The organism is Coprothermobacter proteolyticus DSM 5265 (genome assembly GCF_000020945.1).
In the GTDB taxonomy this organism is placed as follows: Bacteria; Coprothermobacterota; Coprothermobacteria; order Coprothermobacterales; family Coprothermobacteraceae; genus Coprothermobacter; species Coprothermobacter proteolyticus.
In genome coordinates, this window is the sequence record NC_011295.1 from 147729 (window position 1) to 173041 (window position 25313).

Annotated in this window: 22 protein-coding genes; 9 read left to right on the forward strand and 13 right to left on the reverse strand. The window is 44.9% G+C overall.

Features of this window, described 5'->3' with window-relative positions; genetic code table 11:
* Positions 1-25: 25 nt before the first annotated feature.
* The 6 genes from mnmE to COPRO5265_RS00665 form a co-directional block, all read right to left on the reverse strand.
* On the reverse strand, positions 26-1321 hold the full coding sequence (mnmE, locus tag COPRO5265_RS00640) for a tRNA uridine-5-carboxymethylaminomethyl(34) synthesis GTPase MnmE (RefSeq protein WP_012543441.1): 1296 nt from the start codon (positions 1319-1321) through the stop codon (positions 26-28).
* A 61-nt stretch (positions 1322-1382) separates the two neighbouring features.
* The gene (locus COPRO5265_RS00645) at positions 1383-2294 is read right to left on the reverse strand and encodes a hypothetical protein (protein WP_012544451.1); all 912 of its coding nucleotides are present in this window, start codon (positions 2292-2294) and stop codon (positions 1383-1385) included.
* Positions 2295-2315: 21 nt separating this feature from the next.
* On the reverse strand, positions 2316-3830 hold the full coding sequence (locus tag COPRO5265_RS00650; RefSeq protein ID WP_012544133.1) for an MBL fold metallo-hydrolase RNA specificity domain-containing protein: 1515 nt from the start codon (positions 3828-3830) through the stop codon (positions 2316-2318).
* Positions 3831-4123: 293 nt separating this feature from the next.
* A complete protein-coding gene (locus COPRO5265_RS00655; protein WP_012544290.1) occupies positions 4124-5800 on the reverse strand; it encodes a hypothetical protein in 1677 nt (558 codons plus the stop codon).
* A complete protein-coding gene (locus COPRO5265_RS00660) occupies positions 5797-7821 on the reverse strand; it encodes an efflux RND transporter permease subunit (RefSeq protein ID WP_107689755.1) in 2025 nt (674 codons plus the stop codon). Before COPRO5265_RS00660 ends, COPRO5265_RS00655 begins: the two co-directional genes overlap by 4 nt.
* Before the next feature lie 94 nt (positions 7822-7915).
* Positions 7916-9277, reverse strand: coding sequence for an MATE family efflux transporter (locus COPRO5265_RS00665; protein WP_236608223.1), 1362 nt, complete (start codon positions 9275-9277; stop codon positions 7916-7918).
* Positions 9278-9580: 303 nt separating this feature from the next.
* Between COPRO5265_RS00665 and COPRO5265_RS00670 the strand changes: the two genes are divergently transcribed.
* Complete coding sequence (locus COPRO5265_RS00670; RefSeq protein WP_012543770.1) at positions 9581-10159, forward strand: IMPACT family protein; 579 nt, start codon at positions 9581-9583, stop codon at positions 10157-10159.
* Positions 10160-10163: 4 nt separating this feature from the next.
* Here the strand turns inward: COPRO5265_RS00670 and COPRO5265_RS00675 are convergent, their stop codons facing one another.
* Both COPRO5265_RS00675 and COPRO5265_RS00680 read right to left on the reverse strand, forming a co-directional pair.
* Complete coding sequence (locus COPRO5265_RS00675) at positions 10164-10694, reverse strand: chromate transporter (RefSeq protein WP_012544439.1); 531 nt, start codon at positions 10692-10694, stop codon at positions 10164-10166.
* On the reverse strand, positions 10652-11209 hold the full coding sequence (locus COPRO5265_RS00680) for a chromate transporter (RefSeq protein ID WP_012544854.1): 558 nt from the start codon (positions 11207-11209) through the stop codon (positions 10652-10654). Before COPRO5265_RS00680 ends, COPRO5265_RS00675 begins: the two co-directional genes overlap by 43 nt.
* A 44-nt stretch (positions 11210-11253) precedes the next feature.
* On the opposite strand from COPRO5265_RS00680, the gene COPRO5265_RS00685 reads away from it, so the two are divergent.
* The 4 genes from COPRO5265_RS00685 to ltaE all read left to right on the forward strand — a co-directional run bounded on the left by COPRO5265_RS00685 (position 11254) and on the right by ltaE (position 15477).
* Complete coding sequence (locus tag COPRO5265_RS00685; RefSeq protein ID WP_143708072.1) at positions 11254-11916, forward strand: cytochrome c biogenesis CcdA family protein; 663 nt, start codon at positions 11254-11256, stop codon at positions 11914-11916.
* A 49-nt stretch (positions 11917-11965) separates the two neighbouring features.
* The gene (locus tag COPRO5265_RS00690) at positions 11966-12808 is read left to right on the forward strand and encodes a DMT family transporter (RefSeq protein WP_012544645.1); all 843 of its coding nucleotides are present in this window, start codon (positions 11966-11968) and stop codon (positions 12806-12808) included.
* Between the two features lie 141 nt (positions 12809-12949).
* The gene (locus COPRO5265_RS00695; protein ID WP_012543626.1) at positions 12950-14200 is read left to right on the forward strand and encodes a Glu/Leu/Phe/Val family dehydrogenase; all 1251 of its coding nucleotides are present in this window, start codon (positions 12950-12952) and stop codon (positions 14198-14200) included.
* Positions 14201-14433: 233 nt separating this feature from the next.
* A complete protein-coding gene (gene ltaE / locus COPRO5265_RS00700; protein WP_012543447.1) occupies positions 14434-15477 on the forward strand; it encodes a low-specificity L-threonine aldolase in 1044 nt (347 codons plus the stop codon).
* Between the two features lie 135 nt (positions 15478-15612).
* Here ltaE and COPRO5265_RS00705 read toward each other — a convergent pair whose 3' ends face one another.
* A complete protein-coding gene (locus COPRO5265_RS00705) occupies positions 15613-16533 on the reverse strand; it encodes a GNAT family N-acetyltransferase (protein ID WP_041735923.1) in 921 nt (306 codons plus the stop codon).
* Between the two features lie 162 nt (positions 16534-16695).
* Positions 16696-17346 carry a metallophosphoesterase family protein gene (locus COPRO5265_RS00710; protein ID WP_012544150.1) on the reverse strand — a complete coding sequence of 217 codons (651 nt, stop codon included), beginning with the start codon at positions 17344-17346 and terminating at the stop codon, positions 16696-16698.
* A 96-nt stretch (positions 17347-17442) separates the two neighbouring features.
* Between COPRO5265_RS00710 and COPRO5265_RS00715 the strand changes: the two genes are divergently transcribed.
* Entirely contained in the window at positions 17443-18684 is a 1242-nt protein-coding gene (locus COPRO5265_RS00715) for an MFS transporter (protein WP_012544630.1), read from the forward strand.
* 51 nt (positions 18685-18735) lie between these two features.
* Entirely contained in the window at positions 18736-19176 is a 441-nt protein-coding gene (locus COPRO5265_RS00720) for a methylglyoxal synthase (protein ID WP_012543949.1), read from the forward strand.
* Here COPRO5265_RS00720 and COPRO5265_RS00725 read toward each other — a convergent pair.
* Positions 19173-20354 (reverse strand): FprA family A-type flavoprotein, encoded by a 1182-nt coding sequence (locus tag COPRO5265_RS00725; RefSeq protein WP_012544058.1) that lies wholly within the window; start codon positions 20352-20354, stop codon positions 19173-19175. The two genes, COPRO5265_RS00720 and COPRO5265_RS00725, sit on opposite strands and share 4 nt — an antisense overlap.
* 158 nt (positions 20355-20512) lie before the next feature.
* Between COPRO5265_RS00725 and COPRO5265_RS00730 the strand changes: the two genes are divergently transcribed.
* Entirely contained in the window at positions 20513-21889 is a 1377-nt protein-coding gene (locus COPRO5265_RS00730; protein WP_012544725.1) for a phosphomannomutase/phosphoglucomutase, read from the forward strand.
* Positions 21890-21989: 100 nt separating this feature from the next.
* Complete coding sequence (locus tag COPRO5265_RS00735) at positions 21990-22934, forward strand: hypothetical protein (RefSeq protein WP_012544634.1); 945 nt, start codon at positions 21990-21992, stop codon at positions 22932-22934.
* Positions 22935-22971: 37 nt separating this feature from the next.
* Here the strand turns inward: COPRO5265_RS00735 and COPRO5265_RS00740 are convergent, their stop codons facing one another.
* A complete protein-coding gene (locus tag COPRO5265_RS00740; protein WP_012543978.1) occupies positions 22972-24930 on the reverse strand; it encodes a heavy metal translocating P-type ATPase in 1959 nt (652 codons plus the stop codon).
* Between the two features lies 1 nt (position 24931).
* Entirely contained in the window at positions 24932-25249 is a 318-nt protein-coding gene (locus tag COPRO5265_RS00745) for an ArsR/SmtB family transcription factor (protein WP_012543655.1), read from the reverse strand.
* Positions 25250-25313 lie beyond the last annotated feature (64 nt).

Genomic DNA, 25313 nt, shown 5'->3' on the forward strand with positions numbered 1-25313 from the left:
GTGGGGAAACAAGACCCTGAACTACTTACTTCCCAATGCAAAAATTAGAGAAAACTGTTGATAGAAGGTCTTCTTCTACGTCTCCGTCAATTAGGGTTGTTAAATTCCTAAGTGCAGAGAACAAATCGTCGGCTGCCACCTCAGCGTAAACACTAAGATGTTCCAGAGCATCGTGCACGTCGCCAAGGGTCTTTTCTAAAAGCCCCATTTGCCTTTGGCTCACTAGAAGTTTTGGCGGTTCCGTAATATTCATCAGCTGGTGTATGGCTTCAATTATTCGGTCTATGCCTGTCTTTTCCTTTGCGCTGACGAAGTAGGCCTTTGGATGCTGCTCATTGCCTTTGCCTTTATCTATTTTGTTTCCCACAACAATGGTCTTTTCTTCTTGAATGAGATTGAACATCTGCTTATCTTCATCGGTCCATCCCGTTGAGGCATCATATAGGAAAATTACCAGATCAGCTTCCTCAATTCTACGAAGTGCCAGTTTTACGCCTTCTTGTTCAATGGGATCATCCGTGTGGCGAAGCCCCGCAGTATCTACCACATTTACAGGTATTTTTCCTAATACCGTGTACTGTTCTATGTAATCTCTGGTGGTTCCTGGGATTTGCGACACGATGGAACGTTCCATGCCAACTAGTGCGTTCATTAAAGAAGATTTGCCCACATTTGGCCTACCTGCTATTACCAGGCTTATGCCTTTTCTGAGTATTTCAGCTGTTTTGGCGCTTTCAATCAGGTCTTCAGTTTCTACCAGGATTTCTCTCAGCTGCTCTTCAATACTGCTTTCCTCTACGTCTTCGGGGAAGTCCATGGCTGCCTGGAGGAAAGCCAATACGTTAAGTACTTTATTCCTTAAACTTGCTATTCTGTCGCTAAGTTTGCCCTTCAACGTATTCTCACCGGCTTTTAGAAGCTCTGTGCTTCTTGCCAGAATAAGATCATTAACCGCTTCAGCCTGAGTAAGGTCCATCTTTCCGTTAAGGAAAGCTCGGAAGGTGAATTCCCCAGGCTGAGCGGGTTTCATACCGGCATCCAAAAGAGTCTCTATAATAAGCTCTGCAATGGCTGGGTTACCGTGGCACATTATCTCAACCATTTCTTCTCCTGTGTAGGAGTGTGGCTCAGAATACCAAATTGCCACAACTTGGTCTTCTACCTTTTCGGAGCTGAAGTACCTCAAAGAGGCATGTCGTGGCTTTTGTAATGGCTTGTCAAGAAATGCTTCTACTGTGTTTTTCGATGCATCACCAGATATTCTGATCACGTGTAGGGCTCCCACCCCCCAGGGAGTGGCCAATGCTACTATGGGCTCCACGTATATACCCTACAAGTCATATGACTTTTGTTTATGTCCGCCACCTGATAATTCTACATCTTCAACTGTTAGACCTGCCAAAGGAGACTTGGCTTTCTAAGAAGTTTGAGAACCACTGAGAGCTTCCCAGAGCTGCGAGCGCCACCAAAACTACCAATGCGGCTGGATACCAAAAATAGCTAACCACAGCGAGAACGATCCAGAACCATGGGGTTGATACCGTTTTTCTTAAGGTGCTAGTTCCATAACCAACCATGCGTATGATGATGATCCAGAAAGCTATCCATAATGCAGCCCATAGGACAGTTAACAATAGACCGGTGTAGGAGTCCAGTGCGTTGAGGGCAGAGTTGAAGAAGAGGGAAGAAGCCAGATCAACGAAGGCATAGACAGCAAACAGGAATACTGCTCCTAAAATTGCAGAGAGAATACTGCCCCAGGAAATAGAAAAACCTGGAGTGCTATCGCTTAAAAGGCCCCAAATTAATCCCAAGACCAGAAAGCCCAAAACACCGTATTTTGCTATGACGGAGAAAGGCCTAAGAATGTAATAGAGCACATCATTTCCAACTAGAGCCATGGTTTGCAGTGTAGCGGTCGACTGATTTACTACGCGTGATCCCATAAGTATTACCGGAATTTCACCTTCACTGCCAGGTGCAATGTAAACATCTGATCCAGCTGCAACCAATGGATACCAAAGTTTTCCCTTTAAGGTGAAATCCCCAAAGAACACTTCACCTGTGGAAAGTGTTGTAAACACACTTGTTTGCCCTCCGTACTGGGTGAAGTCCATTAAATAACCAGGGGGAGCAACGGTGTCAGCTTGGCTTTTCCAATAGCCCACATACGTACCGAAACCAAACTCATTACCAATTACCAGTGCTGCATGAACGGATAGTGGCAAAACAACACACATGAGCACTGAGAGAACAATGAGTCTGAAAAGGATCTTCTTTTTCTTGGAACTCATCTGTTCCACCTCCTGAGGAGGTCATGCTTCACTGTCTTCGAGGCTTTCCAATAGGGCAGTAAGCACTCTCTCCACAAGTTTTCTTTTATGTGGATATTTTGCCACAAAATTGTCAATTTTTTGTCCTATGGTATAAGCTTCTGGAGGTGGAATGGCAATACGCTCTTTTCGTGGTCTGAGCGTTACTGATTGGCGTCGCGCTGGTATAACGCTATGATAACCCATATTGCCCAATGACACAGCTAAAGATTTAGCAGGCCGAGGTTCACCATGGGTTATCAGAAAAGTGGTGTCTGGCTGAAAATTCTTTGCCCAACTGAGTAGGTCTTTGGCGTCAGCGTGGGAAGAAAAGCCGTTTATGGTGTGTATTTGTGCGCGAACAGCAATGTCTTCTCCCATAATCTTCACGTTTCGCGCTCCATCTACGATGGACCTTCCTAGTGTGCCCGCTGCCTGATACCCTACAAAAATGAGATGATTTTTTGGATTCCACAGTCCGTGTTTAAGATGGTGTAGTATCCGTCCTCCTGTGCACATGCCTGAACCGGCCATGATCAGAGCGTGATCTAAATTGTTTAGTTTCTTACTCTGCTCTGGTGTATCAATGTACTGTATACCAAGTTTTTCTTGATCCATACCTTGGAAGAACTCTGCCAAGTGGGGCAAGAGATACTCAGGATAACTGCTGTAAACAGCGGTGATCTTGTTGCCCAAAGGTGAATCAAAGAACATGGGCATAGTCGCAAGTTCAGGCATTTCTTGTGTCAATAGCAGGTAAAGCTCATAGATGATCCTTTGAGCTCTATCCACTACGAAAGTTGGTATTAGTACTTTCGACCGATCACGGATTGCTGCAGAAAGTGCATTCTTAAACTCTGCACGTGTTTCTCTTATATCTTTGTGCTGACGGTCACCATAGGTGGATTCAATGACTACGTAATCAGCATATTCAAAAATGTACGGGGGTGGCTCTAAAACAGTGTCCTGTGGTCCCAAGTCACCAGAGAACACCAGCTTTATGTTTTCGGCGTTTACTTCTATGCTACTAGCACCTAATATGTGCCCTGAGGGTCGGAAAGTGAATTGGAATTCTTTGAAGCGTTCAGTTTGATTCCACGGCAATGGTACAAAAAGTTTGCTTGCTTCATTAATGTCGTCCTCGTCAAAAAGTAGTTCTACGGGTGGTTTGTCCTGCCTACGTCTTTTACGGTCAAGGCGTTCTTTTTCCTCTTTCATGAGCTTTACGGTGTCTTCCCAAAGAAGTTTCGTAAGTTCGATTGTGGGCGGTGTTGCAAAAATAGGACCTCGAAAACCATTTTTGACAAGAACAGGTATGCGTCCTGAATGGTCTAGGTGAGCATGAGTAAGCAAAAGTGCATTAACTTCTTTTGCTTTTATGTCCAGTGGCTGGTAGTTCCAGTCCTCTTCTTTACCTTGGAACATGCCAAAATCTATGAGAAGCTTTGCATTATCGCTTTCGAGTAAATAACTCGATCCAGTGACTTCTTGGGCAGCACCCAGAAATGTGAGTTCCATGGGAATATTCACCTCCCTTATCCTAATGGTAAGACAATGCAAGGCAAGTTAGACAGCTTTTCCAAGTTAACCTGCGGTGAAGCTTTTTTGCCTAATGGTAAGGTTATCATCGCGTTAATGTGTCCTTCTCGCATGTGGACAAGAGTGAAGGCAGTAGAACCATGCTGTACGACGGTAGCGGGGTCTCCTCATTAAAAGAGCTTTTATGTCTGGTAAAAACAAGAAGAGGCTCCTTGTCAATTAGAAGCCTCTTCGAGATGTTTAGCTATTTTTTCTTTTTGGGCTAAGGAGAGCTAATCTTCTATTTTTATGATGAACATGACCTTCCCAGTAGCACCAGTGGGTAAGCCGCTAAAACTGTTGTAACTATCTGCCAGTTCCTTAGCTTTATCTAAGTTTTGACTCTGACTGGAGAAGGTTTCATACGCCTGATTTGCACCCTTTGATATCTCCCTGAGCCCTTTTGAAAGCTCACTCATGGGTGGTATGGTTTGTCCGTTTATGGTTCCACCTTTAACTAGGGTATTAAGAGCCGTCTTTAGATCAAGCATGCCTTGGCTGAGTTCTCTTTGCATGGTACTAATACCAGTTTTTAGTTGACTGCTAACCTGCGCTATGGGTGGCAGTTGTTTACCCTGCACTGTGCCGCCGTTTACCATTATTCCCAGTGTGTTCCTCATAGCCAACAGCCCGTTACTTAAGTCTTTTAGCATTCCCATCTGGCTAGCGGTTTGCTGCAGTGCTTGCGCCATTTGGCGGCTTCCTTGACTGAGCTGCGTAAGTGACTGCTTTAAGGTGGACAGGGGTGGTATGAATCCGGTAGGTAACGTTGCGCCTTGGGTCATCGCTTGAAGCAGCAGTTGCTGTTGACCCATGAGTTGAAGTAGTTGCTCTTTGCCTGGAAGCTCAGGTTGCATTGTTAAGGCGTTACTCACTTGCTGGTTTATGGCAAGGCTTTGAGATGCTAGTTCGGTGTAAGCACTGACTAATGTGCCCAATTGATCTAAAGCAGATGCTGTTTGCTGAAGGGGTTGCTCGAGGGCGATTAATCCTTCGGCCGCCTTGGGAAGCATGGCGATCTGCTGAGGGTTAAGCTGCTGATACATTTGGCTCAGGATTTGCCCGTAGGCATCTAGCAGCAGAGTTACATTCTCAAGACTACTTAGGTCCAAATCAGTTTGTACGGAGTTAGCCATCTTGGTCAATGCTTCACTGTAGCCATCGATGCCTTTTGCAATGCCTTCTAATGCTTTTGACATATCTTTCAGATTGGACATGTCAGGCAGTTCTATTGCCATGAGGGTGGGAACCACGCTTATGGATAAAGAGGGACTACTCTTTTTCATGGCTTCGTAGCTTATGGTTGCTGTGGTTTTTTCACCTACTGCCTGCATCATCAATGTGGCCATGGCTTTTGACCCTACATAATTCACATTTCCGCTGCTCACTGTTACATCTTTTACAGACGGGCCATCTAAGGTGACACTGATATTCACCAGCCATGGTAGATAAATGTCTCCTTGTTTGTAGTAGTTAAAGAATTCTACGCCAATTTCCACGCTTCCCGTGGCCTGCTCCAGGTCACTTAACTTTGCAGCTTTACCATTTATTAGCACGTTTAGTTTCAAAGAGAATGGAAGTTCTTTTTGCAAATCGGTTCTATAGAAAACATCAGCCACGCCGCTGGATTGTCCTTGTATGGTTAGACCCATGTCGCTGTGGGTAATAGTGGCATCACCGATGAGAATCTGCGGCGATGCTCCTCCGTCGATGGGATCTAGGATGCTGAAAGGTCCTTCTCCTTCCACTCTGAGCCAGTCCACTGCAATGACTTTCTTAACTTCGCCCTCGCTGTTTTGAATTACATACACGTTTTCGTAATCAGACACTGTGGGAGCCGCATTAGCATTTAGCGGCAAAAAGGCCAGTGCGACTATGGCCGTAAGTGCTATTAGCTTTTTGCTTTTCATGCTTTCACACTCCTTCCGAAAAGGATGTGCTGGAATACCTTAAAAACGGTGGGAAGTAAGAACACCGCTATTAGTCCAGAGATGAGGGCTCCTCTGGCTAACCCACCCATAATCTGGGTTAGGCCTGGAATGTCACTGAGAATGGCAGAAGGTAAACTCATCAGGAAAAACGTTCCGGCACTCACAAATATGGATGGAGAAGCACCTCTGATGGTCACATCCAATGGGTTCTCAGCCCCTTTTCTTACTGCTTCTTCAAAACGTGTGGCAGACAATACAGCGTAGTCGATAGTGGAACCTAGTTGTACCGTGGACAGTGTGATGGGTACCATGAAGGTGACTGCTTGGAACCACCCAGCTGCCCACAGGTTAAGTTGAACGGCGGCTTCGATTACTAATATGAGGACTAACGATAGCCACACGTTTCTAAAACCAACTAGTAGAATAACGAATATGAAAAGTAATGTCAGCCAGCTGGTCTTTGTGTTGTCTTCCATGCTTATGCGTTTTATGTCATCGATGGCTATGGACAAGCCAGTTATATAGTTTTTTCCGGGAAGAGAAGCAAGGATGTTCTCAATCTCTTTTCTCAACTCTTCAGCTTCAGGCGTATCGGGTTTCACCTTCGTGTTTACAACGGCATAAACGTATTGGTCATTGGAGAAAGAGCTAAGTACTGAAGAAGGTAGCATTTCCTGGGGTATGGCTTGGTCCAACATGGTAGCAGGATTAAGCACATTTTGCACTAAACTGAGCTTGTTGATTGCTTGAAGGGCTTGGGTGTAATTTGAGTTTTTGTCAAGTAGCACCATCCATGTATCGTAGTTCTGGAACTCCTTTTGGTATTCCTGCTGCACCTTCATACTCGTAAGCTGGCTTGGTATGAACACATCGTTGGCGTAAGTGATTTCTGTGCGGCTGCCACCCCAGAACCCCAAAATTAGTACGATGAGTAACACTGCAAAGAGCGGTGTTACGGCTTTCTCTACGCTGGCTGCAATATTTGCCACGATGTTTTCCAGATTAAGCGTTTTCCAGGTTAGTTTTCCTTCAAAGGTGAGAAGTAATGCGGGAAGTAGAGTAATGCTGACAAGGAAAGACAATGCGACTCCGCGAAGAAGCAGCCATCCAATATCCTGGCTTATGGTCAAGGTGGCGAAGGTCAGGGCAAAGAATCCTGCCACTGTGGTTAGAGCTGACAAGGAAATAGCTTTTATAGTGGCTACCAATGCTATCTCCATGCTTTCACTGTCAGGACGAGTTTTTCTTTCTTCTTCGTACCGGTGATACAGAAATAGAGCATAGTCATAGGAGACAGCCAGTTGAAGCACTTCCACTATGATGGTAACCAAATAGAACGTGCTTTGATGAAGGAGTCCAGAAATACCTAAGTTGAGTAATACACCAACTGCCATGGAAACTACAATGAGAATGGGCGTGAGGGGCTTATCGAAGTAGAACAGCAAAAACAGGAACACAAAGAGCAAACCCAGTCCGAAATATAGCATTGGCTTACCAGAGAAGTACTCTTCCACTTCCTCCAACTGGACATCGCTGGAGATAATATGAGCATTACTGGGTAGGAAACTTTTAAGCTCATTTGTGATTTGGCTAACCTCTCCTGTGGTAGCTGTAGTTTGAATTACTACATTGAAGTTATTTCCTTTTACCCAATTGCTGGCTTCTTCTGGATAAAGTTCTTCTGGTGTGGCAGGGTCAACTACGGTTCCCAACCAAGATACGTTAACCACTTTTGGTATTTGTTTTATCTTTTCCACGGCTGCAGCTACGTCTTTTAAGGTTCCATCTTTCCAGTATATGGTGATGGATTCTCCGACTTGCATCTGGTCGCTTAGTATTTGCATAGCTTCAATGGATGGTACATCCTTAGGTAGTGCACTAGTAATGTCGTAGTTCATCGCGCGGTTTTGCATCGCAAAGAATGAGAGTACAGCCAAAATCAAATACACTGCGATTACCCATTTGCGGTTCTTAACAACAAAACGAGCGAAACCTTGCAATGTATCACCTCCTAAGTGTCTTGTGCCAACAGTAAACCATTAGTTCCCTTTTTTTATACCCAGTTATTCAAAACGCTAACCTTACAAAAAGAGGCTAATCGAAGAAATGGGTTTTAATTAGTTTTCGATGAGCTCTGTAGTAGTACCAATGGAGTACCAGTACTAAGAAGGTGTTGGCGGAACTAACCCAAAAAGCTGTAGAGGGCGATACGCTAAGAACCATGAGAAGAAGATAAAGCATGGGTGCATAAAACAGCCACTGAGCAAGGCTGTTCAAAATGAAAGGCAGTTTCGTGTTGTTGTATGCTTGGAAGTAGCTTATGAAAATGGAGGTTGTATAACTCATTAGTGGAACAAAAGCCATTATTCTTAAAGCTAAAACTGCTAGTGGTACCAAGGTTGGGTCTTTTACCCGGAACAAACTCAGCAGGCTGCCAGGGAAAATGAGGCATATGATGGCAAAGACACCTAAAAGATACACGCCTATCTCAAGGCAGTAATCCACAAAGGCTTTCACTCGATCATGTAGCTTTGCACCTACGTTTTGAGCCATGATGGGTGTGGACATGAGGGAAATGGAAGAAACAACGGTGTTGGGGATCTGCACGATTCGGTTGAATACCTGATAGGCGGCAAACACCGGTATGGACACCGCATTTATGATTCTCTGTGTAATTACGCTGACTGCCACCGTAGAAAGATTACTTAGTCCAGCATAAAAACCTACACGGAACACTTCTGCTCCTACTTCTGTAAACCTTACATGCCTAGAAATATTCGTGGGTAGTTCGTATCTTGGTGTAGCAATAAACATGAAGGCTGCAATGTCTGATACTACCCAGCTGATTAGAAAAGCCCACCCAGCTCCTGCAAGATTAAGTTTAGGAAAGATCCAAAAACCCAGGATTAGGAAGAAATCCAATGCGATATTGAGTGCAGTTTGCAATAACATAAACCACATGGCCCAGATGGTTTGTCCAGTAGCTCTGAAAAACGTATAAGAAGAATAGCCAGCCATGGAAAAGGGAATACCGAGTAAGTAAGGCAAAGCATAGCCCTTCGCATGTAGCATGATTTGGGGTTTCGCTCCGAGCACTCTAAGAAGTGGCTCCAGAAAGGGTAGGCACAGCAGTACCAAAATAAGTGCCCCGAAAAACTTACCGTAAGTTGTTTCTTTTAAGGCGAGTCTGGCTTTTTCGTATTCTTTCTTGCCTAAGTAGTTCGCCATAACAATTACGGAACCCGTGCCCCAAACCTCGTTGTAAACGTAGATAAGGCTGACCAGCATGCCCACAATGCCCACAGCAGCTATGGCGTTTGTCCCCAAGTCTGCGATGAGCGCTAATTCTATTGCAGGAAGTGCGTTAGAAAGCAATGAGCCCAACATGTTCGGTAGTGACATTGACCAGATTACTTTTTTGGGGTCACCTTGAAGCATTTTCTCTTGTGCACTCATAGAAGTAGTCTATCATGCCAAGCATCGGAAAAAGCAGGTATGGTGTTCCATGGATTAGGCTATGGATTCAACGGAAATGGGTATGTTTTTCATGGCTTTCAGTTTCCTATGAAGGACTACTGAGAAAGCTCATTCTTTTAGAAGAGTGGAGATAAACCATGGGTAAAATGTTTGTGTGTATGTGTGTAGAAAGCAGTGTATGGTGTACGGCCATTTGTTTCACTACTCGTAGTGTTTAGCCTTAGCTCTAGCTAAACACAAAGAAAGGAGTTATGCCTTCTGGAGGTTACATCAGTAAAGGGTTTGGCTTCTTACAGAGAAGTCATAAAGCGCTCTGAGTTCATAGGTTACGCAAAAGCCGTTTTTACTGAGCAGGAAGTGCATGAGTTCCTACAGCAGGTAAAGTTAGAACATCCGAAAGCTACGCACTGGGTGTGGGCATATAAGATAGAGGAGATTATGTTCTCCAGTGATGCAGGAGAACCCAGTGGCAGTGCAGGGTTACCCGTTCTAAATGCCATCAGGAGTAGTGGACTAGATTATGTCATGGTAGTTGTAGTTAGATATTTTGGTGGTGTGCTTCTTGGCATTAAGGGACTCATTGATGCCTATAACTCGGTGGCAAGAAAGACACTAGAACTTGCAAACAAAGGCAAAGTAGTGCGCCAGCGTTATGTAACAATGGAGCTGAGTTATGAGGTTTATGGAAAACTATATGAAGATTTAGCACGTCTTGTCAGTGAACCAGATATTCGTTTTCAGGAGCAAGTAATCATGTGTGGCTGGGTGGACATGGCACGCAAAGAGGAATTAGAACATTTAGTGGCTCAGCGAGGTATGTCACTGCAGTGGGGACAAGATGAAAGGACGATGGTGGCTTGAGTTCTTATTTAACAAGCAGGTAAAGTACTTCTCCCAACAGGCCACTTAGGAGCAAAATAAGGGCACTATTCAGCTTTGTTTTTTGTTTCAATAAGAGCGCAAAGAGGAAAATACCTACCCCGTAGTAATCAGTTATTGATGAACTTAGTATGCTCAATGTGGCTGCTATTACCAGTCCGAAAGTCAAGGGTGTTATGTTATCAAAAAACATGTCCAAGTACACGGGATTTACTCTGGTAAGCAAGCTCGACATGGAATAAACAAGTAGAAAAGGCACTGCAATGGAGGAGAAGGTTGCTACAATACTACCCCAAACACCTCCCATGAGATAGCCCACGAACGTAGCTGTATTTATGGCAATGGGACCTGGTGTTATCTGGGATATGGCAAGCACATCCAGGAACTCCAAATCCGTAAGCCACGCGTACTGGTTCACCACCACGTACCGGATGAGGGCGACGATGGCATAGCCACCGCCGAAAGAAAAAACGCCTATTTGTAGGAACGCTTTTGCCAGTTCCAGTAAAATATCCATGTGAGCAGCCCTCCTAAGTAAACCAATATAACCCAAGCTGGGTTAATTCCCAAAGCAAATATTATGAGTGTGATTACCAGCACTAATATTAAAGAAGGCACTTTCCAATGTCTTTTGGTAAACAACTGCCACACGGCAGCTACCATGAGTGCTGCTACAGCAGGCCTTAAGCCGAAGAACAGGCCCTGTACCCACCAAAGCGCATAGGCTTGCTTGAAAAAAATGGCAATGATCAGAATAATCACTAGAGAAGGCAGTGTGGCTCCTAGAGCGGCGATTATGGAACCAGCAAAGCCAGCTAACTGATAGCCTGAAGCGACAGCCAAATTAACTGCGATGGGGCCTGGGAATACCTGGGCTATGGAAAGTACTCTAAAGAATTCTTCCTCGCTAATCCAGTGGCGTCTATTCACAATCTCTTCTAGGAATATGGGTACCATAACATACCCGCCACCGATGGTCAAGGTGCCGACCTTTATGAAGACAAGAAAAAGGTTAAGCAGACTAAAATTCATAGTTCTATTATAGGATGCATAGGGTGGTAAGGTAAAATGTGTTTGTGGACAAAATATCCCTGTGGGTGGTAGTTTCTGCTGCTTTAGCAGATAGTGTAAACCCTTGCGAGATTGGCATACTCACTATGGCTCTACTGCACATAATCTTTGCCTATGGCAAGGAGAAAGTACTTCGTATTGGCCTCATGTTTTCTCTGGGAGTAGCCATTAGCTACTTTTTCTATGGAATATTCATTGCCCACGTCTTCAGGTACATAGCCAGCATAAGAATCATTGTGGGCGTAGCAGCCATATTACTTGCCATACCACGCATGATTTACGCACTCCGAGGGGAGGAGCTTAAACTCACACCAACACCGCTACGGCCTCTGGTGGCCGGATATTTGCGTAAAGGTAGTGTTTGGTATGCTTTGGTAGGCGGCCTATTAGCTGGTTTCGTTCTCATGCCATGCAGTAGCGGACCTTACTACGTAATTCTGACTTTACTTAGTCATGACATTGTTACTGTGCGCTTGAAAGCTTATGTTTGGTTGGCTCTTTACAATGCGATTGTTGTTTTACCGCTTGTAGTTATAACTTTGGCAGCGCACTTCCTCATGGATGTAACTAAAGTGAAAGAATACAAAGATAAGCTTGTGCCATTGCTCGAGTGGGCTTCATCCCTTATTCTGCTCGCTTTAGGTCTTTATGTGCTTACTCAGATGTAACTGCGGAATGTGAGTATGTGAATATGCGTAATGTACAGGTGTGTTCTGAATGGAGAAGTCCTGGCAAGCTTTACTAGGTGGGGTTTTGTTTTATTCTGTTTCTTCTCTACTGGTAAAAGCCACTACGAGCCCTCCAGTGACGATAGCTTTCTACAGGGTTTTTATCGCCACCTTGGTGGTTACGCCATTTTGGGTTGGAGATTTCTTTCGTTGGTGGAAACGTAATTTTTCTTTTCCCCTAATTGTGGCAACTTTTGGGTTAACCTTGGACTTTGTATTGTGGTTTTACTCACTACGTTTTACTACGGTGGCGCATGCCACTTTCATTGTAAATATGGCACCTCTTTGGGTGGGTATGATGAGCAGTGTTTTTCTGCGAGAACCCATGAACATTAAAGGGTGGCTTGGCATTGTTTTAGGTGTATCTGGAGCTGCAGTGATGACTTTGCAACCTTCGGCCATGCAAATCCATGCTGGTGATCTCATGGCTTTGGGAGCCAGCTTCGGGTTAGCACTTTACATAACCATGACACGCATGAGCAGTAGGAACATAGATAGCAGCTCCGTTCTTACCTACAGCATATTCTTTTTCACTTGCATATGGCTTGCCTTTGCTGCAGTACTTCTTGACCAAGGCTTCGTCATAAAAGGTCAAGATTTTCCCTTTGTCTTGGCTTTAGCCTTGGGACCTCAGCTGGGTGGTAATACACTCATCAACTACGCATTAAGGAGTTTGCCAGCTTCTACGGTTTCTGTGGCCTTACTAGGTGAGCCGGTCATTGCCACAGTGTTCTCCTACTTTTTGTTCAGTGAGCCCCTCTCTTGGCACGTAGTCGTGGGTGGTGCTTTGATCTGTTTAGCGTTATATGCTACGTCGATAAATACAAAATAAACAACAAAGCTGTAGGATACTCAGGTCTTTAGTTCTTTTGGAGTGGTTATTTGCATAAGCTGTTTATGTCAGTTTTATGTTAAAATTAACTTGGTTTTAGAGAACGAATTGTGTAAAATGTAACTGTTTGGAGGTGACCATATGTCAACAGAATCTCTTAACCCATTGGTCAATGCGCAGAAACAGATCAAGGCTGCTTGCGACCTCTTGGGTTTGGATCCCGCAGTTTATGAAATGTTAAAAGAACCTATGCGTGTTTTAGAGGTTTCCATTCCTGTTAGGATGGACGATGGTAGTTTAAGAGTGTTCAAAGGCTGGAGATCTCAGCACAACGATGCCTTAGGCCCCACAAAAGGCGGTATAAGGTTCCACCAGAATGTTAATTTGGATGAAGTAAAGGCTTTGTCAATGTGGATGACATTCAAGTGTGGAGTCTTGGGTCTCCCTTACGGTGGCGGTAAGGGTGGAGTATGCGTTGATCCGACAAAGCTCTCAAAGAGGGAATTAGAACAGTTAAGCCGCGGCTATATCAGAGCCATTGCAACCATTGTGGGTCCTGAACTGGACATACCCGCACCAGATGTGGGTACTAATGCTGAGATCATGGCTTGGATGGTGGACGAATACAGCAAAATTAAAGGTTATAACAGTTTCGGTGTGATAACTGGTAAACCACTCATACTTGGTGGTTCCAAAGGTCGTACCGATGCAACTGGGTATGGTGTGGCTTTGACTGCACGGGAAGGCGCAAAGCGTTTGGGCATGGACTTTAACAAGTGCACTGTGGCATTGCAGGGTTTTGGTAATGTGGGTAGCTACAGTGGACTCTACCTGCACCGCTTAGGTGGAAAGGTAATTGCAGTTACTGACGTATTCGGAGGTATTTACAATAAGGACGGTATCGACATTGAGAAGCTCATGGAGCATGTGAAGAAGACAGGTTCCGTGGTGAACTTCCCCGGTACGACGTCTATTAACAATGAGCAATTACTTAGCTTGGACGTTGACATATTGGCACTCTGCGCTCTGGAAAATCAGATTACCGCAGACAATGCCGACACCATAAAGGCAAAAATGATTGTTGAAGGAGCTAACGGCCCTGTTACTCCTGAGGCAGATAAGATTCTGGACAGCAAGGGCATCTTTGTATGCCCAGATATTCTGACTAACGCTGGTGGAGTCATGGTTTCTTACTTCGAGTGGGTACAGAACTTGACAAACCTGTACTGGTCTGAGGAAGAAGTCAAACAGCGTCAGGAAGAGGGCATGGTTGAAGCTTTCAAGGCTGTGTACGATTTGGCTCAGCAGTACAAAGTAAACATGCGTACAGCTGCTTACATGATCTCCATTAAGCGTGTTTACGAAGCTATGAAAGCCAGAGGCTGGGTGTAATAATAGGTAGCCTTTATTAGTCGAAGTTGTATTTGCGTGCCAATGCGGAGGAGAACGCACTAACGCAAACAAAGGCATATGTGATGTTACAAGAAGAATCTTTCTCTCCTTTGGAGGGCGGCTCATAGGTTGAGCCGCCTTTCTTTTTTGTTGTTTTTGAACCGCACATAAAACAAGCCGTGTCATGGTTAAGATGACACACTTGGTTTAAAATGAGTTAAAGCAGAAGGAGGATGAGCAATTTGGGTTTTATTGATTTGAGGTCGGATACGGTAACGCTTCCCACGGAAGAAATGCGGCGTGCCATGGCTGAGGCAGAAGTGGGTGATGATGTTTACGGTGAAGATCCCACCATTCAACGGTTGGAGCGTTTAGCAGCTGAAATTATGGGCAAGGAAGCGGCTTTGTTTGTGCCTTCAGGAACCATGGGCAACCAAGTGAGTGTGATGACCCATACCCAGCGAGGGGATGAAGTCATCATGGAGGCAGAAAGTCATGTTTATTATTACGAAGTAGGTGCCATGGCAGTCTTAAGTGGAGTGCAGGCTCGTCCCGTGCCCGGTAGGCGTGGTGTCATGGACCCCGATGATGTGAGAAGAGCCATCAGGGAACGTGGCAACATCCACTTCCCGAGAACGTCCTTGGTTGTTTTGGAAAACACCCATAATCGTGGCGGTGGCAAAGTACTTCCCTTGGACAACGTGAAAGCCATTTCTGATATCGCCCATAGCAACGGCCTTAGCGTGCACATGGATGGAGCACGCATTTTCAATGCCCAGGTTGCCAGTGGTATACCAGCTAGTGAATATGCGAAATACGCTGATTCCGTCATGTTCTGCCTGTCCAAGGGTTTGTGTGCACCTGTGGGTTCCATGGTGGTTGGGCGCAAGGACTTTATCGACAGAGCTAGAAAAAATAGGAAAATGCTTGGCGGTGGTATGCGCCAGGCTGGAATACTGGCTGCTGCTGGCATCATTGCACTAACAAAGATGGTTGATCGCTTGCAGGAAGACCACGATAACGCAAAACTGCTGGCAGTGAAACTGCAGGAACTTGGCTACGGTGTCAATCCTGAAGAAGTGGAAACTAACATGGTTGTGGTGGATGTGACACCCACTGGCAAAGACGTTCATACTGTGGAAAAAGAGCTCAAAACACGAGGCGTACTTGCGAATGCCAACAGTCCTAAAACGCTGCGCTTAGTGACTCACTATGGGGTAACCAGCGACGACGCGATAAAAGCTGTGGAGGTTTTCGCCGACATTATTAGGCAGTGATCCAGAAAAGAACTGTGCTTTGACTTGTTCTTGTGCTAAGGAGTTGTTGTCCTGTAATCTTGCTTATTTAGGTGCCTGGAAAGTGAGATGGGATTAAAGTCATGTCTATTTTTCTGGACGGGTCCTACCTTGTTGTCACCGTGCTTTAAGCATCCTGAGCCACTTTGGCTCGTAATACAGAGCGAAATACGGCACGGCTTTGCTTCCAAAAGATAACTTGAAGTTGGCAAGGCGCGGCAAGTTAATAGCGCACCAATCAAAATACGAGTAGCCTTCCTTCTTAAGGTTCTCCAAAATGGTGAACATGAGCAGCGGTGAAGCGCCCAGTGAAAGCCCTTCATGGGTGTTTCCAGAAACATAGTAGTAAGCGCATTTGCCTTGCAATAATATGGCTGCAAACCCCACCAGTCGTCCATCATCTTTTTTTGCTGTGTAAATCCTAATCTTTTCTCCCAGTTCCGGAAGTGCCATGAAGAAATCTTTTGAGTAAGGTGGTTCAATGGATTTACGGTCGAAAGTGCTTATGTAAATATCCCAAAGAGGTTCCATGTCGCGGGTCTCTTCCACTGCTATGTTCTCTCTCTGTGCCTTGTAGATGATGTTACGTTGTTTCTGCTCCACTTTCATGATGTCGAAATCTTTTAGGTCGCTCAGAGCAGTGTACAGCACCTGCATTCCAAAACCTTCTCTTTGGAAGCCACGCACGTCCTGAAAAAAGCTTGTAGCCGATATGTAGTGGATAACAGAAAAGTTTTTCTTCAAGTACTCGCCCAAGGCGATCTGAGCGTCCAGAAGGGTGCGATGGCTTAGTTTATCATAAATTAGGGGCATGTAAGTCATGGGCGGTGCAGGCCTTATGTGCCTTCCTACTTTTCTCAGTGCGGCACCCATAAATATGTTCCCAGATGAGACCACCGATAAGGTGAAACTTTGTCCGTCATAACAAGTGTCCACCAACTTTAAAAAGGAGCTGTTGGCGAATGGCGACGGACATTCAAGCTTTTCCACAAACTGATCCCATTTGGGGTGATTCTCAACAATTTCGAACTTTGCCATGCCAGTTATAAGTTTAGCAAAGAACAAAGATTCACAAAATGGATTATTCTTGCTCGATTGTCTTTACTTAGTCCTTGGCGCCGTTTATGGCAACATGAAATTCTTCATGTTTGGCGCCTTCCGATATGCAGAACGTATACCACTTAGTGCAGCGCATCTATTTCACACGTTCAGTAAAACTATTCCTCTATGTAGTGGTAGTGCCACATTGTAAATGGTTAGGTTCTCCTCTTTGTACATCCATTGGGGTGCATAGTGACAGTGTCCATGGATCACAGTAATGGGAAGGTCTAAAAGGCTTTGGAGAAGTTTTTCTGAGGTGAGTTGCAGTGGATTAGGTACTGGGTCAATGGTGTATGTGCCCACAGCATAATGGGTCAGCAATATGGAATTAGGGTGCTTTGAAGCGAAGGTTTCGATCTTTTCCATGCGATTTTCGTAAATCTTGGTAATACCCGGTACGGCTTTGCTTTGCCAAGCCGTGGGCTCATCAAGTACTCCCGTAGTACCGAAAATGTCAACGCCTTTTACCTGTACTTGTTCATCGTCAAGCCAGATTATGTCAGAGTATTCCCTTTTTAGTTTTCTTTTCGTGTTCTCAAATTCTTCGTTGCCAAATATGGCGACCACGGGAACATCTTCCCAGTTCTGACGGACTTCTTCATGGATCAGGTCAAAAGCGCCTGCGGCGCCTCTTAGAACCAAATCACCCGCAAGTAGAAACAAATCTGGCACAGGCAAGTTTCTTATGCTGTCAATGAAAAGCCTGATGTATTTGGGACTGTGTATGTCTGAACTGGCTGCTATGAGCATGTTCTTTTAATTATAGGATTAACTGTGTTAACGTAGCATTCTCTACCTCGATTTAAAATTAGAAACATTCAAGAGCTAAGCTGGTGATGCCGAATCATGAATGAGAAGTGGTTAGATCGTCTTTACAGGACATTTCCTGCACTCAGTTACAGGAACTTTAGACTTTTTTGGTTTGGTCAAGCGGTTTCTCTTATTGGCACTTGGATTCAAAATGTGGGACAAGGCTGGCTGGTGTTGGAACTAACTAACAATTCTGCTTACATGCTTGGTATAGTCACAATGCTGCAAACTCTCCCAGTACTGCTTCTTTCCTTGGTTGCTGGCGCCTTCGTGGAACGTTTTCCTAAACGCAACGTTTTGCTGGTAACCCAAAGTTGTTTTGGTATTCTGGCAGCCGTTTTGGCCACACTTACTTTGTTTGGTGTAGTCAAGTACTGGCACGTACTCGTTCTTGCTACTCTGCTTGGTCTCACTAACACTTTTGACATGCCTGCGCGCCAAGCTTTGTACGCTGAAATAGTGGACAAAAAGGACTTGACGTCTGCGATTTCCATGAACTCCATGATATTTAATCTGGCTCGCATTGTGGGACCTAGTGTGGCTGCTTTTCTCATTGCGGCCTTGGGTATTGCCATCTGTTTTTACCTAAATGCACTCAGCTTTGTAGCTGTGATAGCAGGACTTTACATGATGGACATCTCACATATACATTTGCAGCCATCCGGACGCAGTGCAATGAAAGACATAATGGCAGGACTCAAATATGTGCGTACCAGACCGTCTATTATGTTTCCTCTTATCATGATGGGTACTCTTAGCTTGCTTGCCATGAATTTCAATATACTAGTTCCCACATTGGCAAAAGTACAGCTGAATATAGGAGTGACTGGCTACGGCACTTTAATGACCTTTATGGGACTAGGCGCTTTTCTTATTTCGTTGTACTTATCTGCAGTGGGATCACGTGGAGGTATAAATCACATTTATTGGTTTGGAGCTTACGGCTTAAGCTTATCGCTCTTGGCTTTATCTATTAGTAGGAGTGCATTCTTTGCAGAATTGTCTTTGTTTTTATCAGGTATTTGCATGCAGGCATTCAACACACTATCAAATACTGCCATTCAAATAAACAGTGAAGACGAGTTCCGTGGCAGGGTAATGAGCTTGTACTCACTCATGTTCGTGGGGGTTGCACCCTTTGGCAGTTACTTCTCGGGCTGGATTGCTCAAAACCTTGGTGTCAATTGGGCCTTCGGTATAAGTGGAGTGCTTAGTTTGATACTTGTTATGGTAATATCTATTTTCTGGTCAGCTTCTTTGAAGCGCCAACCGATTTAGGTGGGGGCTAAAGCTTAAGCACAATAACACCAAGAAAGGAGGTAACTCGTAATGAATGAGGTAGAAATTGTAGAAATGGATGAGGTTAAACGTATTGCGCTGATCGCACATGACAACAGGAAGCAAGACCTGTTGGATTGGGCTTCTTACAATGTGGAGACACTTAAAAAACACAAACTTTATGCTACTTGGGGTACGGGTACACTGCTCGAGGAAAAATTGGGTTTGGAAGTAATCAAATTCAAGCCAGGGCCATTGGGCGGTGACCAGGAAGTAGGCTCTCTCATAGCGAATAACGGTGTAGACATATTAGTTTTCTTCTGGGATCCTTTGGAACCCATGCCTCACGATCCAGATGTCAAAGCTTTGCTTAGAATTGCTGTAGTCTGGAACGTGGTAGTGGTTTCAGATAAAGCCACTGCTGACTTTGTGGTTTCTTCGCCTTTCTTTGAGAAGAAATATCCGCGCTTGGTGCGCAAATACGAGTACTAGGGCAATAGCCCTAGTACTCTGTGCTTTTCCACAATGGCGTCTGCTAATTTATCCAGTGCTTCGTAGTCTGTTTGGGTGGGAAGGCCTTTTACCAGAACTGGCTCAAAGAAGTCGGCTTTAATGCCACTAAAAAGCGACTTGACTGTTTCAAGTGTTTTTCCTCCCCAGCCGTATGAACCAATAAAGCCGTATGCTTTCGCCTTGGGTCTAAGTATGCTGACCCAGTAAGCTACTAGCTCAGCCATGGGGTGCATATTCGTAAGAATGGTTGGTGCTGCCAGAATTATGGTGGCTGCGTCTACTGTTGCCATGGTTAGCTCACCTAGGTCCGCTTTGGAAATATCATAAGGTTGTACTTCTACGCCCTTTTCAACGAGCTTGCTAGTGAGGTATTCCACCATGGCCTGAGTGCTTCCATGCATACTGATCCACGGTAGCAAAACGATGTTTTTGGGTTGATCAGAAATCCACTCTTCGTAAGCTTCAATGATAAAGTCTGGGTTTTGGTAAATGGGGCCGTGGCTTGGTGCAATCATGTCAATATCTAGTTTCTTTATCTTTTCTAGGTGCCCCTTTATCAAATTCCTGAAAGGAGACATGATCTCAGCGTAGTAACGTTTTGCCCCCAAATACACTAAACGCTCATCTTCTATGAAAAGACTGGATGTGGCAAGATGTGAGCCCAAAAAGTCGCAAGTAAAGAGAAGCTTTCTTTCAGGAAGGTAAGTAAGCATGGTTTCTGGCCAGTGAACCCACGGGGCAAAGATGAACTGAAGCGTTAGACCTCCTAGATCCAGCTTGTCTCCGTCTTCAATGACTTGGATCTTCTCTTCGGGTACATGCAAGTGGGTTAGTATGAGTTCTTTGGCTTTGCTGTTAGCAATTACCACAGCATTTGGATACTTTTCAAGTACCATGGGCAGTGAACCACTGTGATCCTGTTCAACGTGCTGAATGACTACGTAGTCAATGTTGTTTACTTTTTCCAAATAAGCTTTTAAAACCTCCCACTTTGTGGGATCCACAGTATCGATGAGGGCGGTTTTCTCCTGCCCAGTTATCAGATAAGCATTATAGCTTGTACCTTCAGGAAGTGGGATTAAAGCATCAAACAGGCGCCTGTCCCAATCCGGTGCGCCCACGAAGAATACACCATCGGTGACCTTTCTTGGATTCATTCAAATCACCTCCTTTGTCATTATACAATGCAATTATGGGAAAATAATCTAAGGAAAAGTTTAGCTTTCAAGTACGTAAGACCACCTTTGACTAGTATGTGTGAGTTGTCGCTTTTATGGTTTGGTGGTATTTAAACTAAAGAGGGAGGTTGGTGGTCATGAATATAAACCGAGACATGTTCAGAGAATACGATATTCGCGGAGTAGCTGATCAGGATTTAACGATTGACGCCGCTTTTGGCATTGCCAAAGCTTTCGCCAAATATGCAAAAGAGCGTGGCTACAGTGAAATGTTCGTGGGAGCTGATAACAGGAAGAGCTCTCCAAAGCTAAGGGAAGCGGTTATTGATGCACTAACCCAGTCAGGCGTTCATGTCTATGATTTGGGAACGGTCATAACGCCCTTGTTCTACCATGCTTGTGTAACAAAAGGTGTGGGGGCAGGCATCATGGTCACGGCAAGCCACAATCCGCCTCAATACAATGGTTTTAAGCTGTTTTTAGGGGAAAGCACGCTGTATGGTGACCAAATTCAGGTCATCGCAGACATGGTGGAGCAGAATGATTTTGTAAGTGGTCGCGGTTCTATTGAGTCCTATGACCACAAAGAAGAGTATTTCAAGGATTTACTTGAAAGAATTGGTACCACGCTTCCTTTGCAGGTGGGTGTGGATTGCGGTAACGGTACCGCTTCCTTGTTCGCTCCAGAATTATTGGCACGTGCTGGCGCACAGGTGGAACCACTTTACTGCGACTCCGATCCGAATTTTCCTCATCACCAGCCAGACCCAGTGAAAGCAGAGAACATGCAAGATCTTAAGAAGTTAGTTCTGGATAAGAAGCTGGACTTAGGTTTGGGTTTCGATGGCGATGGCGACAGACTTGGTGTGGTGGATGACAAAGGAAACATACTTTTTGGAGACGTGCTCATGATTCTGTTTTGGCGTGAAATCCTAATCAAGCGTGATCCCAAAACTGTAAAAGCCATTGTGGAAGTTAAATGTTCCGAGGCCTTGGTGGAAGAACTCAAAAGAATGGGTGCCGAAGTGGTCATGTACAAAACTGGCCACAGTCTTATAAAAGCAAAAATGAGAGAGTTGGGGAGTCCTTTTGCTGGTGAGATGTCCGGCCACATGTTCTTTGCCGATGAGTATTACGGTTACGATGATGCGCTTTATTCCGCTTTGCGACTCCTTAGGCTTATTAAAGAATCTGGGAAGAAGCTTTCTGATCTTGTCAGTACCATACCCGTGTACCATGCCAGCCCTGAGATACGCTTGGAATTCAGCGATGAGAAAAAGTTCCAACTGGTGGAATTTGTGAAGAGTTACTTCGCCGGTAAAGGATACCCACTGGTGGATGTTGATGGAGTACGTGTCTACATAAAGAGCGGATGGGGATTGGTTCGTGCTTCTAACACTGGCCCTGAGATCATTGTCAGGTACGAAGCCAAGAACCCAGAAGACTTGGAAGCCATTCGTCAAGAGCTTGAAGAAGCCCTGGCCGCAGGAGGGTTTAAAACAACTCTTCCTTAGTGAATGTGAATTGATGAAACTTTCTACTGGTTTTGAACGTATATAAATACAGGTTAGCCAAGAGCCGATTAAACTCTCGGCGGAAAGGAGGGAGACAAGAATGAAAAAGCTACTCGCAATAGCAGCAGTCATAGTGCTTCTCGCTGCCATATTCCCAGCGGTAACATTGGCTGCTCAAGGAAATGGCGTTGGTTTAAAGTTAAACAATCGCATGACAACAGCAAGTGCACCACTTACTGCCACACCACTAAGTACTGAGCAGCTTGAGAAGGCTTACCAGATAGTTGCTTCAGCGCTTAGCACTACCACTACAAATCTCAAAAACTTGGAAGAGAAATATGACATTGGGTTAGGAGCAATAATCAAAGCTCAAGCTGTGGTCACTGCTACCACTGCTGTAACTTTAGACAAGGTTCTAAGCTACATGACGGAGCACAAGCTAATTGAAGGACTTAACTACTTTGGCGTGGATCTTGACAAATTCAAAACTTCTCTTCAGACTTTAGAAGACAGAATCAGAGCTGAACTTGAAAAGGCTGGAATAAACATTCCGGGTCTACGTGGCCTAGCAAATGGTCTTGGCTTAGGCAACAAGTGGGGTCCTGGCAACATGGGTACAGCCACGCCACTTACTTCTGCGCAGCTGGACAAAGTCTATCAAGTGGTTGCCACAGCGCTCGGTACCAGCACCACAAACCTTGATAACCTGAGAGAGAAGTATGATGTTGGATTAGTAGAAATAATCAAGGCTCAAGCTATCGTAACTTCTACTACAGGTGTAACGCTGGATCAGGTGCTCAGCTACACAGCAGATCACACGTTGATACAGGCTCTAAGCAACTTTGGCGTGTCACAAGATAAATTTGAAACGGCGCTAAAAACGTTAACGGATAAAATCAGCGCTGAGTTGGAGAAACAGGGACTACCCATACCAGGTTGGCTAACCCACGCTCTTAAGAAGGACTTTGACAAAGGAAAAGGCCCTGGTTTTGAGAACCAAGGAAAGGGTCCTAGCTTTGAGAACCACAAAGGACGCTGTAAATAAGCAGTAACGATAAGTGCAGCCAAACAGAGCCTCCTTCTTAATGGGAGGCTCTGCTTGTTAATCTGAGACTGTTCAGCAGTACGAGTAATGCAGTGCCTTCGTCAGCCACAACGGCCAACGGCAGCGCTACGTAGCCCAAAAGGCTTGTAGTAAAGATGGCTACTTTTATTCCCAGGGACAACCCCACATTGGTTTTTACAGTACTTGTGTACGACTGGGCATAACTGGGCAAATTAACCAGCGGCGTTAATGTCCCGCTTAGTATGAAATCAGCGGTTTCTACAATGGTCTTAATCCGTCTATCTGGCAGTGCCACAGACACGTGAGCCTCAGAGAGCGCTAGGGCATCGTTAAGACCGTCTCCTACCATTAAGCAGTGTTCTCGCTTTTCAAGTTCTTTGACGAAGGCTTGTTTGCCCTCGGGCGTCATATTGGCGTAGTATTCATCGACTTTCAGTTGTCTTGCCAGGGTTTCCACTTTCTCGTGCTGATCTCCACTTAGTATGATTATTTTGTAACCCTGATCTTTAAGACGCTGTATAACCCAAGGGGCCTCATCACGGAGTTCTTCTTCAACCTTAAAAAACCCAACATCCATTCCATCAACTTTCACCTGCAGCAGGTCTTTCATTGTTAGCTCCACTTGATGGTTTTCTATCTCTCCGGTAATGACATTTCCATTTTGTCTAACTTTTGCTTCTTTCAAAACAATGTTCTTTTCTGCAGCATAAGCAACGATAGCGTCAGCTACAGGATGCTTAAAGTAGGATTCCACTGAAGCAACCAAGGCTAAATGTTCATCGCTTATTTGAGCTTCGGTGATCTTCATGCGGCCTGTGGTAATGGTTCCGGTTTTATCGAAAATCACCGTTCCCACTTGTGGAAGCTTCTCCAAGGCATCAGTGTTTCTAACCAGTACGCCCTGGCGTGCCAGCGTAGAAACAGCCGCTGACACAGCTGAAGGTGAAGCCAGCAGTAGAGAACAAGGACAAGCAATGAGAAGTAAAACTGAACTACGATAAACAGCCACAGAAAACGCGTTTCCAGACAATAAGCCGAACAAGAAAACCGCCACAGCGCTTATGAGTACCAAAGGCGAATACACGTTTGTAAAACGCTCCATCCAAGATCTAAAAGCACTCTTTCTACTTAACGTTTGAGCGATGGTTTTCTGTACTTGTGCTAGGTTGCTTTCCTGCAGGGGTCTTAATACTTCTGCATCACAAGGAGTAAGCAGCTTTGATCCTGACAGTACCATGTCACCTGGTTCATGGTTTACAGGTGCACTTTCACCAGTTATGACGCTTTCATCGACTAAGGCAGGAGAAAGCAAGACGACGTCCACTGGTACCGTATCGCCTGCTGTGAAGCGAATGTGGTCTCCAGCTTTAAGTTGTTCCACCTCTACCGCTACGAGTTGCTGTTCTTTTATCAGCATGGCGCTGTCAGGTATGTCAGTTAATATGCTTCTTAATCCCTCTTGTGCTTTCTTTTTCACAGACTCTTCTATGATCTCGGCTAAGGCATACAGGTTAAAAACCATGGCTGCTTCCACATAAGCACCGGCTATGAACCCTCCAGTTCCGCCTAAAAGCATAAGTAGGTTTTCATCGAAAATGTCCAGCACACCCACACTTAAGTTGTGAACCAGCTCGTGCACACGTGGATAGCCGTTTATTATGGAGCTCACAACCAAAAAAGTAATACCCACAGGTGGGCTAAGGCGAATGGCAGCAAAACCGATTGCAAACAAAACAAGACCAGAAATAGTAATAAAACGCTCTGTTCTTTCTTCGTGCTCCTCGTGGTACAAGCCGGCTTGAGAAAGTAGCCTCTTTATTTGGATTAGTTGTTCCTCATCAGCTTCCACACTTATGATGCCGGTGGGCACGTCAATAACCAGATCTCGGGCTAGGTTTTTCTTCTTTATTTCTTCTTCAATGTGAACAGCACACTTTGGGCACTTGAGCTGAGTTGCAGTGAGGGTTGTCCTCACTCTATTTCACCTCCTGGATGTGGCTTATGGCCATTTTCAGTACGGAGCTCACATGATCGTCGTCTAATTCATACACTCTGTACTTGCCTTTGCGTTCAACTTTTACCACGCGCCTTCCGCGAAGTAGCGAAAGATGATGGGATACAGCTGAAGCGGAAAGTCCTGTGAGTTCGGCTATGCTGGACACAGGCAGGGATTTGTCGTGCAAAGCAAGTAGTATCTTGATGCGGGACGTATCACCGAAAATATCAAAGAAGTCAGCCAAATTGCAGACAAGCATCTCATCTTTTAACAATTGCTCATTTGAATAATCGCTCATATGTCATCACCATTTGTATTTTACCACGGAACTCTTTTGGTGAATTCTCAATTGGTTATAGTCA

Excerpts from the sequence above, each read along its gene's own strand:
- COPRO5265_RS00735 (WP_012544634.1), top strand. The coding sequence starts at position 21,990 with ATGAAAAAGCTACTCGCAATAGCAGCAGTCATAGTGCTTCTCGCTGCC.
- COPRO5265_RS00725 (WP_012544058.1), bottom strand. The coding sequence starts at position 20,354 with ATGAATCCAAGAAAGGTCACCGATGGTGTATTCTTCGTGGGCGCACCG.
- COPRO5265_RS00695 (WP_012543626.1), top strand. The coding sequence starts at position 12,950 with ATGTCAACAGAATCTCTTAACCCATTGGTCAATGCGCAGAAACAGATC.
- COPRO5265_RS00730 (WP_012544725.1), top strand. The coding sequence starts at position 20,513 with ATGAATATAAACCGAGACATGTTCAGAGAATACGATATTCGCGGAGTA.
- COPRO5265_RS00665 (WP_236608223.1), bottom strand. The coding sequence starts at position 9,277 with ATGAGTGCACAAGAGAAAATGCTTCAAGGTGACCCCAAAAAAGTAATC.
- COPRO5265_RS00710 (WP_012544150.1), bottom strand. The coding sequence starts at position 17,346 with ATGCTCATAGCAGCCAGTTCAGACATACACAGTCCCAAATACATCAGG.
- COPRO5265_RS00720 (WP_012543949.1), top strand. The coding sequence starts at position 18,736 with ATGAATGAGGTAGAAATTGTAGAAATGGATGAGGTTAAACGTATTGCG.
- COPRO5265_RS00655 (WP_012544290.1), bottom strand. The coding sequence starts at position 5,800 with ATGAAAAGCAAAAAGCTAATAGCACTTACGGCCATAGTCGCACTGGCC.
- COPRO5265_RS00650 (WP_012544133.1), bottom strand. The coding sequence starts at position 3,830 with ATGGAACTCACATTTCTGGGTGCTGCCCAAGAAGTCACTGGATCGAGT.
- COPRO5265_RS00745 (WP_012543655.1), bottom strand. The coding sequence starts at position 25,249 with ATGAGCGATTATTCAAATGAGCAATTGTTAAAAGATGAGATGCTTGTC.
- COPRO5265_RS00675 (WP_012544439.1), bottom strand. The coding sequence starts at position 10,694 with ATGGATATTTTACTGGAACTGGCAAAAGCGTTCCTACAAATAGGCGTT.
- COPRO5265_RS00690 (WP_012544645.1), top strand. The coding sequence starts at position 11,966 with ATGGAGAAGTCCTGGCAAGCTTTACTAGGTGGGGTTTTGTTTTATTCT.
- ltaE (WP_012543447.1), top strand. The coding sequence starts at position 14,434 with ATGAGCAATTTGGGTTTTATTGATTTGAGGTCGGATACGGTAACGCTT.
- COPRO5265_RS00705 (WP_041735923.1), bottom strand. The coding sequence starts at position 16,533 with ATGGCAAAGTTCGAAATTGTTGAGAATCACCCCAAATGGGATCAGTTT.
- COPRO5265_RS00680 (WP_012544854.1), bottom strand. The coding sequence starts at position 11,209 with ATGAATTTTAGTCTGCTTAACCTTTTTCTTGTCTTCATAAAGGTCGGC.
- COPRO5265_RS00645 (WP_012544451.1), bottom strand. The coding sequence starts at position 2,294 with ATGAGTTCCAAGAAAAAGAAGATCCTTTTCAGACTCATTGTTCTCTCA.
- COPRO5265_RS00715 (WP_012544630.1), top strand. The coding sequence starts at position 17,443 with ATGAATGAGAAGTGGTTAGATCGTCTTTACAGGACATTTCCTGCACTC.